Source organism: Ruegeria sp. SAZD011 (assembly GCF_059612545.1).
Genome location: NZ_JBXWQU010000029.1, coordinates 176545 through 188420 on the forward strand (window position 1 = coordinate 176545; position 11876 = coordinate 188420).

The window sequence follows — 11876 nt, forward strand, 5'->3', positions numbered from 1 at the left end:
AGACAGAGGCAATGATCGTGCAGGTTCGGCAAACAATGCCGGCCCGTTTGGGCCTGATTTTATTCTTCGCGGTCTGGATGATCGCGGCGCTGGTTGGCATGGCCAGAGCTGCGCCATATGCCGCGATGGTGATTGATGCCCGCACCGGAGAGGTGCTGCACGCCACCAATGCCGACACCCGCCTGCACCCTGCCTCTCTCACCAAGATGATGACGCTCTATATCGCCTTCGAAGCGGTCCGGAATGGCGAATTGACCATGGATACCCAGGTGCGGATCGACCCTTTCGCCGCCAAGGAACCGCCCTCGAAACTGGGCCTGCGCGCGGGGCAAAAGATCGCCTTTCGCTATCTGGTTCGGGCCGCCGCTGTCAAATCGGCCAATGATGCCGCCACCTCGATCGGGATTGCCATCTCCGGCTCCGAGGCCGCTTTTGCCCGGCGCATGAACCGTACCGCCAAGGCGCTGGGGATGACGCGCACCACGTTCAAGAACGCCCATGGGTTGACCGAATCCGGCCATCTCAGCACCGCGCGTGACATGACCACGCTGGGGCGGCATCTGCTGTATGATTACCCGCAGTACTACAACCTGTTCTCGCGCCGCCAGACCAGCGCCGGGATCAAGACCGTTGCCAATACCAACCGCCGCCTGCTGGACGCCTATCAGGGTGCTGACGGGATCAAGACAGGCTATACTCAGGCGGCCGGCTTCAACCTTGTCGCCTCGGCCAAGCGCGGCGACGAGCGGGTGATCGCCACCGTCTTTGGCGGCAAATCGAGCACCGCGCGCAACGCCAAGGTCGCCGAGTTGCTGGATCTCGGTTTCCGCAAGGCGCCGTCGCGTGCACCGATCCGACGTCCCGACATGCCGCTCTATGCGGGCGAGGTTGGGGAAAGTTCGAAAACAGTGCGCGTTGCCGGTGCGCCCACCAGCAGCCTGCGCCCCAATCAGCGGCCGGGCGGCGCGATCGCAACTGTGGTGGCGCAAGCGGTCGCCGAGACCGCGCGACAGGACGAAGACCGCATTCAGGCTGGCATCAACGCCGCCATGGCCGAGGCCGATGTCGTGACACGACAGGCCCCGGACACGCCGGATCCCGGCGTTCGGCCCAGCATGCGGCCCGAGAACCTGATCTTGGCCGTATCCGAACCCGATGTCGAACCGGAACCCGAGCGCGAGGTGGTTACCCGCCTGTCGACCTCGGGTGGGCATCTTTGGGGCATCAATATCGGGCGCTATCCCAACCGCTATGACGCGGAAAAGGTGTTGCTGCGCACCGCGCTGGCCGAAGTGTCGACACTGGACGGTTCGTTGCGCAAGGTGCATCAGTCCTCGAAAGGGTTCGAAGCCACGTTCCAGGGCATGACCCGCGATCAGGCCGACCGCGCCTGCCGCCGACTTCAGGCCCGCAACGTCACCTGTTTCATGATCGGGCCGTCATAAGGCCCGGCGCACGACGACCTCGTGAATATTGGCCGCAGTCCCAAGCTGCGGCCTTTTCTTTGCCCGCTCGCTCAGCGTTCGAACGCCGTGACGCGGACGCCGCCCTCTTCCAGGCACGCCCGCACCGAGCGGGCGATCTGGACAGCGGTCGGCCCATCGCCATGCAGGCAGATCGTGTCGACCGAGCTCTCAAGATGTTTGCCGCTTTCGGTGATGATGGCGCCCGCGCGCACCATTTCGAGCATGCGCGGCCCGGCCACCTCCGGGTCGTGGATAACCGCGCCGGGCAGCGACCGGTCGACCAGCGTGCCGTCGTCGTTATAGGCGCGGTCGGCAAAGATCTCGCCCACCCATTTGCAGCCCAGTTCGCGCACCGCCTGTTCCTGTTTGGTGACCGCCAGCACCAAGATGATGATATCGGGGTCGACGTCCAGCGCGCCCTGGTAACAGGCACGCGCCATATCCTGATCGACCGAGCACATGTTGGCCAGCGCCCCGTGCAGTTTCAGATGCCGGACCTGCGTGCCCACCGCCCGCGCCATGCCCAGAGCGGCGCCCAACTGATATCGCACCATGTTGCGCAGGCTGTCATGCGGCACCTTCATGTTGCGGCGGCCGAACCCTTGCAGGTCGGGAAAGCCCGGATGCGCGCCGATGCCCACGCCGTTTTCCGCCGCAAGCGCCATGGTTTTCGCCATCACGTCCGGGTCGCCCGCATGAAAGCCGCAGGCGATATTGGCCGAGGTGATGATCTTCAGCAGGCTGTCATCGTCGCCCATCTTCCAGGGGCCAAAGCTTTCGCCCATGTCGGCGTTCAGGTCCACTTGGGTCATGCTATGCTCCTCAGTCATTGGCGGACACGACGCCGCTGATCAGTTGGTAGGACAGAAGATCGGGAATGTCATGCGGGTCGCGCACTAGTGGCTCGACCCGAGATGACAGCCGCGCAAGGTCCTTGAGCCAGGCCGCGTGCAGCGTGACCGCCTCGTCCAGCGACACGAACTGAAAGCGCACCGCGCCCCCCGGCGGCGTCTGTGCCGCACGCGGCAGGTCGCAGGGCAGCACGGTCGCGATCCGGGGATAGCCACCCGTGGTCTGGCATTCGGGCAACAGGATGAACGGGTTGCCGGTGCCGGTCATCTGGATGTCGCCGGGCGAGATCACCTCGGACAGGATGTTGAGCTGTCCCTTGGCGGCAAAACCCGGACCGTCGCTGTCCATCTGCATGCCCATCCGGTTGGCGCGCGGGCCACGGCGGAACTCGGTCGCCTCGAACCGGGCCAAGGTTTCGGCATCGAACAGCGCGGTCTGGAAACTGGCCACCACCCGCAGGGTGCCGCCACCGAACCGATCTTCGGCGGCGATCTTCATGCCCGCCTCGCCCTTGTCCGGCCCGTTTGCCAGCGTATCGCTTATGGCGACCGCGCGGCCGACCCGCGCCGCCAGATGCGCCGAGCGCGAGCCGAGAAAAGGCTCGCTCGCAATGCCGCCACCCAGATGCAGATATCCATAGCCGCCCCTCAGCACCGCGCCGATGCTCAGCCGCTGGCCCTTGGCCAGCGCGTGCGAGGCGTTCCAGGCGACCGGGCTGCCGTCTATGCTGGCCTGCATGGGCGCGCCGGTGAGTGCGATGCGCACAGGCGAGACGGCCTCGAACTCGCCGCCCATGCCAGCCATTTCCAATGCGGCAAGATCTGGTTTCTGTCGCAGAAGCGCAGCGCCTTCGTAAAGCGCGCGCAAATCGGCGGCGCCCGAGCGGGACAGGCCCTGGTCCAGGTAGCCTTCGCGACCCTGGTCCTGGATGGTGCAGGCGGGACCGATGCGGCGGACGATCAGGCTCATGCCGCGATCTCCTCGACCGATGCACCGCCGGTGCCGTCCTCGTTATGGGCGCGGATATGCTCCAGTTCGGCGCGTTCGATGGGTTCGAACACCATCTCGTCGCCGGGGTTGAGCGCAAATGTCGGCTCCATCCCCGGACGGAAACATCGGAACGCGGTCTGTCCGATATGGCGCCAGCCGGTGGGCGTGGGCCCGGCAAAGACGATGAGCTGGCGGATGGCACAGACCAATGCGCCCTCGGGCACCATCGGGGTCAGCTGTTGCAGGCGAGGGATGTCGAACTCGGGCGCCAGCGGGCCTAGATAGGGCTGGCCGGGGGCAAAGCCGATGGTCAGCACCCGCACGCGCGACTGTCCCAGACGGCGCACCGCCTCATCCACGTCCAGATCGGCGGCGGCAGCGGCATCTTCAAGCTGCGGCGCCAGATCGGTGCCATAGACCGTGGGCACCCGCCACAGTTTGCGGCCCGAGGGCAGTGGCGCGGCATACCAGTCGCGTTCGGCCAGCAGGGCGGCCAGCCGGGCCTGCACCTCGGCATGGCTCAGCCGCAGCGGGTCAAAGCGCAGATAGGCCGAGGCGAGCGAGGTCGAGCTTTCCACTACGCCCTCCCATCCGGCCTCGTGCAGCGCGCCGCGAAAGGCCAGCGCGGCCCGGTTCGACGGTTCGGTCATGGTGTCGGCAAAGGTGACGAGTGCACCATCCAGACCGACGGTCCGTATCAGGGGAAAGGGGTCAGCGCGGGTCATAGAGCCTCCGCATCAGGGTCGGGGTCAGGTACATGGGAAACTGGTAGCATCCCAGAAAGATCAACAGCGGCTCGGTCACTTCGCTGGGCAGAGCGACAAAGAACAGAGCAAAGTTGCGGTTGCCCGCAACGATCGAGGTGGGCACCGGATCGGCCCCACCCGTGGCGCGCAGGGTCAGATAACACAGGGTCTGCCCGCCCAGATTGATGGCAAAAGCTGCCAGCAGCCAAAAGGCCAACTCGCCAGGGCGCTCGGTCATGGCCGGGCGCACCGCCGACATCAGCGCGATCACGATCACCGCCAGCGCGATCACCGTCAGCCCGTCCAACGCGCGGCGGTTGAGGTCACTCAGATGCCGCGCACCCCAATGGCGCAAGGCAAAACCGCAGCCCGCCGCCGCAAGGATGACCGTTAGCAGGCGCAGGGCGGCGCCAAACACCTCGGCCGGGTCGCCGAAAGCGGGCAACAGCCAGAACACCGGAATCGCGGTCAGCGGCAACAGCGCCGTGCCCAGGATCAAGAGCCGCAGCGCCGGCGCCGGGTCATGCCCCAGCAGGATGGTGAAATTGGCCGAGCCGGTGACCGAGGGCGCAGCCAGCACCAGCGCCGCCACCAGCGCCAATGGCGTTACCGGCAAGCCCAGCAGGTGCAGGCCCAACAGGAACAGGATCGGCAGCGCCAGTTGCAGCACCAGAACCCGGCGCGTGGTGCGGGTCAAGTCCGCCAGAGAGCCCGCCGCATCGACCGGGCCGATGCGAAAGGCGGTCAGGAACAGCAACAGCGCCACCAGTTGCGGGATCCAGGGCCGCATTACCGCCGCCAGCCCCGGCAGGGCCAGGCCAGCACCCAACCCCACCATCAGGCCCAGCCTGCCATGCCGGGCAACAAAGGCCAGCGCCTGTTGCATCGTCCCTGCTCCCTTGCCGACCGGGCGCTATTGCCCCGGACCCGCCCTCAGATTGTCCGGCAGCCAGGTGGCCAGATCGGGGAACAGGATCAGCACGAACACCATCAGCACCATGATCAGGAACATCGGAATGGCGGCGCGGGCGATGTAACTCATCTCGTGATTGGTCATCCCCTGCAACACGAAGAGGTTGAAGCCGATCGGCGGTGTGATCTGCGCCATCTCGACCACCACCACGATGAAGATGCCGAACCAGATCAGGTCGATGCCCGCATCGCGGATCATCGGCTCGACCACTGCCATGGTCAGCACCACGGAGGAGATGCCGTCAAGGAAACAGCCAAGGATGACATAAAAGACCAGAAGCACCATCAGCAGCTCGAAGCGCGACAGGTCCCAGGCGGCGATCAGGTTGGCCAGCCCGCGCGGCAGGCCGGTAAAGCCCATCGACAGCGACAGAAAGGCCGCGCCGGCAAGGATCAGCGCAATCATCGCGCTGGTGCGGGTGGCGCCCATCAGGCTTTCGGCAAAGGTCTTCCAGCTCAGCGACCCCTGCCCCAGCGCCAGGAGCAGCGAGCCGATCACGCCGAATGCGGCAGCCTCGGTCGCGGTGGCATAGCCCAGATACATCGACCCGATCACCACCACGATCAGCGTGATCACCGGCGCCAGGAATCGCGAGTTGCGGATTTTCTCGGCAAAGCTCAGCTTGGGTTCGGGATTGGGGCTCCAGTCTTTGCCGATCCGCGAATAGATCGCGACATATCCCATGAACATCGCCGCCAGCACCAGCCCCGGCAGGATACCGGCAAAGAACAGCTTGGTAATCGACTCGTTGATGGTGACACCGTAGACGATCAACGTCAGCGAAGGCGGGATCATCAGGCCCAGCGTTGCCGCCCCGGCCAGCGTGCCGATGATCATCCGTTCGGGGTATTTGCGCTTGCGCAATTCGGGGATCGACATCTTGCCAACCGTGGTCAGCGTCGCCGCGGACGAGCCCGACACGGCGGCAAAGACGGTACAGCCGACGATATTGGTATGCACCAGCCCACCGGGCAGCGGTGCCATCCAGGGCGATAGCCCTTTGAACATGTCCTCGGACAAGCGCGTTCGATACAGGATCTCTCCCATCCAGATGAACATCGGCAGCGCCGTCAGGGTCCAGCTGGAGGAGGCCGACCAGATCGTGGTCAGCATGACATCGCCCACGGGGCGGGTGGTGAACAGCTCCATCCCGACCCAGGCCACGCCCATCAGCGCCAGCCCGACCCAGACGCCGGTACCCAGCAGTGTGAAGAGAACGAAGAGAAACAGAATGATGACCGAAAGGTTTTCCATCGCCGCCTACTCCCCGTGGCTCTGGTCGGCGAGATCCCGCGTGATACGGTGATCGCCCTTGAAGATGACGTGGATCAGGTGATCCGTCAGCGCGATGGCCAGGATCACGGCGCCCAAGAGCATCGCCGATTGCGGGATCCATAGCGGGGTACGGTCCTGTCCTTGGCTGATATCGTTGAACTTCCAGCTCCAATAGACAAAGCGATAGGCATACCAAACGAAGTACCACATCACCGCCGTGCCGATGCCGAAACACCAGACCTCGATCCAGCGGCGCAGCCCGTCGGGCACCGCGTTGAGCAGGATCGAAACGCGGATATGACTGCCCCGGTTCAGCGCGTTTGCAAAGGCCAGAAACGAGGCCGCTGCCATGGCGTAACCCGCATAGTCGGGCGCACCCGGAAACACTTCGCCGGTCCAGCGGGCCAGCATCTGCACCACGATCAGCCCCAATATGCCGACCAGGCACATCGCGGCCAGAACGCCGGCGATGAGATAGAGCAAATCCAGTCCGCTGCGCAAACCTCTCAGTAGCGCCATGACACATCCTCCGTTTCGGAAAAATCAGCCGGATCAGTGCGGGCGGCGGGTTGATCCGCCGCCCGCGCCGCATCCCGTCGCTCAGTCGGCCTTGAAGGCGTCGACGATGGCCTGGCCCTGATCACCGGCGGCTTCGAGCCACTCGCTGGTCATGGTCACACCGATCTCTTTCAGCTCACCCACCAGCTGATCCGAAGCCGGACCGACGGTCATGCCGCCATCGCGCAGACCCTGAAGGGTAAAGCCCGTGTATTCCTTGGACCGCCAGTTGCCTGCATATTCGGCCAGCCCCGCACAGGCCTGGATCACGTTCTTGTTCTGATCGCTCACGCCCGACCAGACATCCGAGTTCACGAACACGTAGTTGCGCGGCAACCAGGCATCGACCTCGTAGAAATAGTTCAGCGATTCCCAGACCTTGCGGTCATAGCCGGTGGAACCGGACGAAATCATCGAATCCGCCACACCGGTGGCGAAGGCCTGGCTGATCTCGGCCGCCTCGATGGTCACCGGCAGCATGCCGGTCAGTTCCGCCAGCCGCGAGGTGGCGTTGTTGTACGAGCGGAACTTGATGCCTTTCATATCGGCGACCGAATTCACCTCGTTCTTGAAATACAGGCCCTGCGGCGGCCACGGCACCGAATAGAGCAGGGTCAGGTTCTGCTCGGCCAGAAGCGCGGACAGCGGTTCCTTGGCGGCCTTCCACAGCTTGTCGGCATCGTCAAACGAGGTGGCGAGGAAGGGTACCGAGTCAAAACCGAACAGCGCGTTCTCGTTCTGGTGGCCCGACAGCAGACGCTCGCCGATCGGCGCCTGACCGGTCTGCACGGCGCGCTTGATATCGGCGCCCTTGAACAGCGAGCCCGACGGATGGGTGACGATCTCGATCTCGCCGCCGGTGCCGGTGGTGACGCAATTGCCGAACTCGGCCGCGGTCACCGAATGGAAGTTCGAGCCGGAATAGGCCAGCGGCATGTCCCAGGTTTCAGCAGTGGCGGACAGGGCGCCGACCGAGGTCAGCGCTGTAGCGGCCAGAAGAGTTGTCAGTTTTTTCATCGTAGTCTCCCTAGTTGGTTGGTTCGTTTTCAGGTTCTCAGTTTTGCCCGGCCTTCGTGTAGCGTGCCGGTGAATAGACGCTCAGGTCAATGTTGGGCTGCCGCCCCGAGATGAGCTGCGCCAGGATGCGACCGGTTTTCGGTCCGCCGGTCAGGCCGACATGGTGATGACCAAAGCCGGTAAAGGCGCCCTTGAGATGCGGCAGTTCGCCGATCACCGGGATCGAATCCGCAGGCGCCGGACGGTGGCCCAGCCATTCGGTCACCTCGTCGGCCTTGAGGCCGGGAAACACCGCCGCCGCACTGCGCTTGAGCAACTCGATCGGGGCACGGGACGGCCCAGCATCAAGCCCGCCGAACTCGACCACCCCGGCCAGGCGCAAGCGGCCCTCCATCGGGGTGGCGACGAACTTGCGCGCGGCCACCATGACCGGCGATTTCGGCATGAAATTCGGGTTCCAGAACTCGATATGATAGCCGCGCTCGGCCTCGAGCGGCACGTCGAGTCCCAGTTTCTTGGCCAGTGGTCCGGACCAGACCCCGGTGGCGACAACGGCAGCATCGCAGGGGATGGTCTGGCCACCGGCGCGCACCCCGGTGACACGGCCGTTTTCCCGCGCGATATCCTCGACATCGGCCTTGATCAGCTGCCCGCCCGAGGCGACCACATGCGCGGCCAGATCCTTGACGTACTGGCCCGGATCGGTGATGCGCCCGTGATCCTTGAGGCGGATGGCAAACCGCAGATCGGTGGAGAAAGCCGGATCATAGGCGCGGAATTCATCGGCCTCCATCTCATCCCAGGCAAAGCCGTTCTGCCGCCGCAGGTCCCAGGTGAACGCGTCCCCCTGATAGTGGGCGCGGTCGTTGTAGAGGAACAGATAGTCCGAGGGCACGACCCATTTCTCGGCGCCGGTTCCCTGCGCCAGCGCCAGATGGTCGGCCTGGCTGTCGCCGATGATGGGCGCCATCGCCGCTGCGGTCTGCGCCGCGTCGCTTGCATTGGCCCGACGAAGGAACCGCACCAGCCAAGGTGTCAGCTTGGGCAGATATCCCCACCGCAGAAACAAGGGTTCATTCGGGTTGAACAGCATCTTGGGTGCCTTGCCGATCAGGCCCGGCGTGCTCACCGGTACGATCGCGCAAGAGGCCAGCACGCCACCATTACCGTATGACGTGCCTTCGGCGGGTCCGGCGCGGTCGATCAGCACCACCTTGTGCCCGTCGCGCTGCAACCAGATCGCGGTGGACACCCCGACGATGCCAGCGCCGATGATCGCAATGGTCTTTGCGGCATCCGTCATGTTTTTCCCCAACCGGCAAGAGCACGGGCCATATCCGATTCCCTAAGCGTCAGCATGCCACACATTTCCAAAACGTCAACAAAATGTCGATAAGTTGCCATTGATTGGGTCACCCCGATTTTCTGACGGCATAGTGGTCAAGCTTGCCGGGATCGGCCCGCGCGCCCAGCCCCGGCCCGTCAGGCACGATGACCTGGCCCGCCTCGACCCGGAACGGCGTTTCCAGAATATCCTCCTTGAGGAAGTAGCTGGCCTGATAGAATTCGCATCCCAAGGTGATTTCGGGAGTGGCAGCGATCATGTGCGTGCCGGCCAGATGCGCCAGCCCGGCCTCGAACATGTCGCCGCCATAGGCCATAAGCCCATGGGCTGCGGCAATCCGGGCCACTGTCTGGGCCCGCGTCAGCCCACCGGATTTCATGATCTTGATCGAGACGCCGTCGCAGATCCCTTCGTGTGCGGCCCGCACCATGTCCTCGGGGCCATAGACGCTCTCATCCGCCAACAGGGGCACATCGCTCATCCCACGCAGCCGGGCCATCAGCTCGAAATGATGCGCCCGCACCGGCTGTTCGATGAAATCGGGCTGGAACCGCGCCACATCCAGCACGCGCGGCACCGCCTCTTCGACCGCAAGCCCCTGATTGTAATCGACGCGCACCCGGAACTCGGGGAAATCGCGCGCGATCCGTTCCAGCCGCATGATGTCAAAGGCATGGTCTCGAAAGCCGGTCTTTAGCTTGATCAACCCCACGCCATCTGCCCGCAACCGCTCCATAAGCGCGATATCGGCGTCGAAATCCGGGTTGGCGATGGAACAGCTGAGCGGGATCGTGTCGCGGCATTTGCCACCAAGCAGCGCCCAGACCGGCAGGTTCGAAATGCGGCCCGTCAGATCCAGCAACGCGCTGTCCAGCGCTGCCTTCGCCTCGGTGCAATGGGCGACGGCACGGGCAGCCTCTTCCATGATCGCGACCCGGTCGCTGACCCGCCGCCCGATCACCAGTGGACGCAGGTAGCGATCAAGCGCCGCATAGCTCGCCTCGGGCGTGCCGGTAAAGACCGACCAGGGCGACGCCTCGCCAAACCCCTCGACGCCACCTTCGGCGACAAGGCGCAGCACGACGATCTCGCAGCTTCCCTCGACCCGTCCGATCCCGTGGTCGCGCGCGGACAAGACTGGCAAGGCCAGATGCCACAGATCCATTCCGATGATCTTTTGCTCCAGATCGCTCATCTTTGTTCCCCGTTGACCCAAAGTGAGTGTGCGGAAGCTTTTACATCATTTCCAATACTAAGATTTGCACAAGGCATCATTTCTGATGATATCTTAAGTGATATGAGCCGTTTCTTTCGCCACTATCAGGCGTTTCACGCCATCATCGAGACCGGCACCGTGACAGGTGCCGCCGAACGGTTGGGCGTGTCGCAGCCCGCCATTTCCAACCTTCTGGCGCAGTTGGAGCGGCAAACCCGTCTCAAACTCTTTGAACGCAATCGCGGTCGCCTGTTGCCCACGCCCGAGGCAATGGTTCTGTTCGACGAGGTCGACACGGTGATGCGCGGGCTGGGCCAGGTCAATCAGGCGGTGGTCGACCTGCAGAACCAGAAGGCCGGGCAATTGCAGGTGGCCACCAACCACGCCATGGCCTTTGGCTTTCTGCCTGAACAGATCGCGCGGTTTGCTGCCGACAAACCTAACCTGACCGTCGCCTTTCAGTCGCAATACTCGGCCAAGATTCAGGACTGGGTGATCGCCGGCCTGTTCGAGATCGGCATCTGCGAACAGCCCGTGCGAACCGACGGGCTGGACTGGGTTCCGTTCTTCTTTGAAATCCAATGCGCGGTGCCGGCCGACAGCCCGCTGGCCCGGCACGAGGAGTTGACGCCGACCTTGCTGGACGATGTGCCCTTTATCGTCATGGGCGCCGACCATATGGTGACCCGCCGCGCGCGCGAGGCGTTTCACCGCGAAGGTGCCAACCTGAGAATTCGTTGCCAGACAGACCTGTTCCGCAACGCGCTCAACCTGGTGAAACAGGGGCTTGGAGTTACGCTGGTCGACCCGTTCACCTTGTCCAGCGACGATCGCAACGGCTATGTCCTGCGCCGGTTTTCACCCCGTATCCTTTTGGATGTCATCGTCGTCACGGCACGGGGCCGTCCGATCTCAGCGATGGGTGCTCAGTTCCTGGAGCAGGTTTCGGCCAGCATGACTGCCCTGGCGGTGGCGGCACCTGACTCCGCCGAGACATGAACAAATCGCCGGAGCGTACAAAAAAACCCGCAAATTCACCTTGTCCTCGGGTGATGAAATCCATAAACGGGTCAGCGGAGCTGTGGCCGAGTGGTCGAAGGCGCTCCCCTGCTAAGGGAGTAGGCCCGGAAGGGTCTCGTGGGTTCGAATCCCATCGGCTCCGCCACTTGCCCCAGCGAAAGCGTTCTCCCCATCCGGCAGCGGCCGGATTTTCTCGTTGTTTTTGAGGGTTATGCGGGAGGGGCCGCTAACCGGCCCCGGTGCCAAGTGCCCCGGAAGCGGTCTCTCAGGGCCGATATTCTCCGGACCTGTTAACCGCACGCAATCCGGTTCAGAGCGCCATGTTATTGAAATCATGAGATTTAGAGCGTGTCGCGTTTAATCGGTTCTGTACCCTGTGGCCTGGAAGAAGTTGTAGCATTCCTCATCGGTGAACAGG

At 63.8% G+C, this 11876-nt stretch carries 11 protein-coding genes and 1 tRNA gene; 3 read left to right on the top strand and 9 right to left on the bottom strand.

Features of this window, described 5'->3' with window-relative positions:
- Positions 1 to 35: 35 nt before the first annotated feature.
- Positions 36 to 1445: a D-alanyl-D-alanine carboxypeptidase family protein gene (locus tag AC2FLM_RS15925; RefSeq protein ID WP_234219941.1), complete on the top strand. Its 1410-nt coding sequence runs from the start codon at positions 36 to 38 to the stop codon at positions 1443 to 1445.
- 71 nt (positions 1446 to 1516) lie between these two features.
- On the opposite strand, the gene AC2FLM_RS15930 is transcribed toward AC2FLM_RS15925, so the two are convergent.
- The 9 genes from AC2FLM_RS15930 to AC2FLM_RS15970 all read right to left on the bottom strand — a co-directional run bounded on the left by AC2FLM_RS15930 (position 1517) and on the right by AC2FLM_RS15970 (position 10417).
- Entirely contained in the window at positions 1517 to 2278 is a 762-nt protein-coding gene (locus AC2FLM_RS15930; protein ID WP_496859104.1) for a LamB/YcsF family protein, read from the bottom strand.
- 10 nt (positions 2279 to 2288) lie between these two features.
- Entirely contained in the window at positions 2289 to 3287 is a 999-nt protein-coding gene (locus AC2FLM_RS15935) for a 5-oxoprolinase subunit C family protein (protein ID WP_496859105.1), read from the bottom strand.
- Positions 3284 to 4033, bottom strand: a complete 750-nt coding sequence (locus tag AC2FLM_RS15940; RefSeq protein WP_496859106.1) for a 5-oxoprolinase subunit B family protein — start codon at positions 4031 to 4033, stop codon at positions 3284 to 3286. Before AC2FLM_RS15940 ends, AC2FLM_RS15935 begins: the two co-directional genes overlap by 4 nt.
- Positions 4020 to 4940 (bottom strand): hypothetical protein, encoded by a 921-nt coding sequence (locus AC2FLM_RS15945; RefSeq protein ID WP_496859107.1) that lies wholly within the window; start codon positions 4938 to 4940, stop codon positions 4020 to 4022. Before AC2FLM_RS15945 ends, AC2FLM_RS15940 begins: the two co-directional genes overlap by 14 nt.
- A 27-nt stretch (positions 4941 to 4967) precedes the next feature.
- Positions 4968 to 6281 (bottom strand): TRAP transporter large permease, encoded by a 1314-nt coding sequence (locus tag AC2FLM_RS15950; protein WP_234137141.1) that lies wholly within the window; start codon positions 6279 to 6281, stop codon positions 4968 to 4970.
- A gap of 6 nt (positions 6282 to 6287) precedes the next feature.
- Positions 6288 to 6821 carry a TRAP transporter small permease gene (locus tag AC2FLM_RS15955; RefSeq protein ID WP_234137140.1) on the bottom strand — a complete coding sequence of 178 codons (534 nt, stop codon included), beginning with the start codon at positions 6819 to 6821 and terminating at the stop codon, positions 6288 to 6290.
- 81 nt (positions 6822 to 6902) lie between these two features.
- The gene (locus tag AC2FLM_RS15960; RefSeq protein ID WP_496859108.1) at positions 6903 to 7877 is read right to left on the bottom strand and encodes a TRAP transporter substrate-binding protein; all 975 of its coding nucleotides are present in this window, start codon (positions 7875 to 7877) and stop codon (positions 6903 to 6905) included.
- 37 nt (positions 7878 to 7914) lie between these two features.
- Positions 7915 to 9180, bottom strand: coding sequence for an NAD(P)/FAD-dependent oxidoreductase (locus AC2FLM_RS15965; RefSeq protein WP_496859109.1), 1266 nt, complete (start codon positions 9178 to 9180; stop codon positions 7915 to 7917).
- Between the two features lie 109 nt (positions 9181 to 9289).
- The gene (locus AC2FLM_RS15970) at positions 9290 to 10417 is read right to left on the bottom strand and encodes a muconate cycloisomerase family protein (protein ID WP_496859110.1); all 1128 of its coding nucleotides are present in this window, start codon (positions 10415 to 10417) and stop codon (positions 9290 to 9292) included.
- Between the two features lie 102 nt (positions 10418 to 10519).
- On the opposite strand from AC2FLM_RS15970, the gene AC2FLM_RS15975 reads away from it, so the two are divergent.
- Both AC2FLM_RS15975 and AC2FLM_RS15980 read left to right on the top strand, forming a co-directional pair.
- Positions 10520 to 11437, top strand: coding sequence for a LysR family transcriptional regulator (locus tag AC2FLM_RS15975; RefSeq protein ID WP_496859111.1), 918 nt, complete (start codon positions 10520 to 10522; stop codon positions 11435 to 11437).
- A 76-nt stretch (positions 11438 to 11513) separates the two neighbouring features.
- A tRNA-Ser gene (locus AC2FLM_RS15980) sits at positions 11514 to 11603 on the top strand.
- Positions 11604 to 11876 lie beyond the last annotated feature (273 nt).

Coding starts and splice junctions, on each gene's coding strand:
- AC2FLM_RS15970 (WP_496859110.1), bottom strand. CDS start 10,417: ATGAGCGATCTGGAGCAAAAGATCATCGGAATGGATCTGTGGCATCTG.
- AC2FLM_RS15975 (WP_496859111.1), top strand. CDS start 10,520: ATGAGCCGTTTCTTTCGCCACTATCAGGCGTTTCACGCCATCATCGAG.
- AC2FLM_RS15930 (WP_496859104.1), bottom strand. CDS start 2,278: ATGACCCAAGTGGACCTGAACGCCGACATGGGCGAAAGCTTTGGCCCC.
- AC2FLM_RS15960 (WP_496859108.1), bottom strand. CDS start 7,877: ATGAAAAAACTGACAACTCTTCTGGCCGCTACAGCGCTGACCTCGGTC.
- AC2FLM_RS15935 (WP_496859105.1), bottom strand. CDS start 3,287: ATGAGCCTGATCGTCCGCCGCATCGGTCCCGCCTGCACCATCCAGGAC.
- AC2FLM_RS15965 (WP_496859109.1), bottom strand. CDS start 9,180: ATGACGGATGCCGCAAAGACCATTGCGATCATCGGCGCTGGCATCGTC.
- AC2FLM_RS15950 (WP_234137141.1), bottom strand. CDS start 6,281: ATGGAAAACCTTTCGGTCATCATTCTGTTTCTCTTCGTTCTCTTCACA.
- AC2FLM_RS15925 (WP_234219941.1), top strand. CDS start 36: ATGCCGGCCCGTTTGGGCCTGATTTTATTCTTCGCGGTCTGGATGATC.
- AC2FLM_RS15940 (WP_496859106.1), bottom strand. CDS start 4,033: ATGACCCGCGCTGACCCCTTTCCCCTGATACGGACCGTCGGTCTGGAT.
- AC2FLM_RS15945 (WP_496859107.1), bottom strand. CDS start 4,940: ATGCAACAGGCGCTGGCCTTTGTTGCCCGGCATGGCAGGCTGGGCCTG.
- AC2FLM_RS15955 (WP_234137140.1), bottom strand. CDS start 6,821: ATGGCGCTACTGAGAGGTTTGCGCAGCGGACTGGATTTGCTCTATCTC.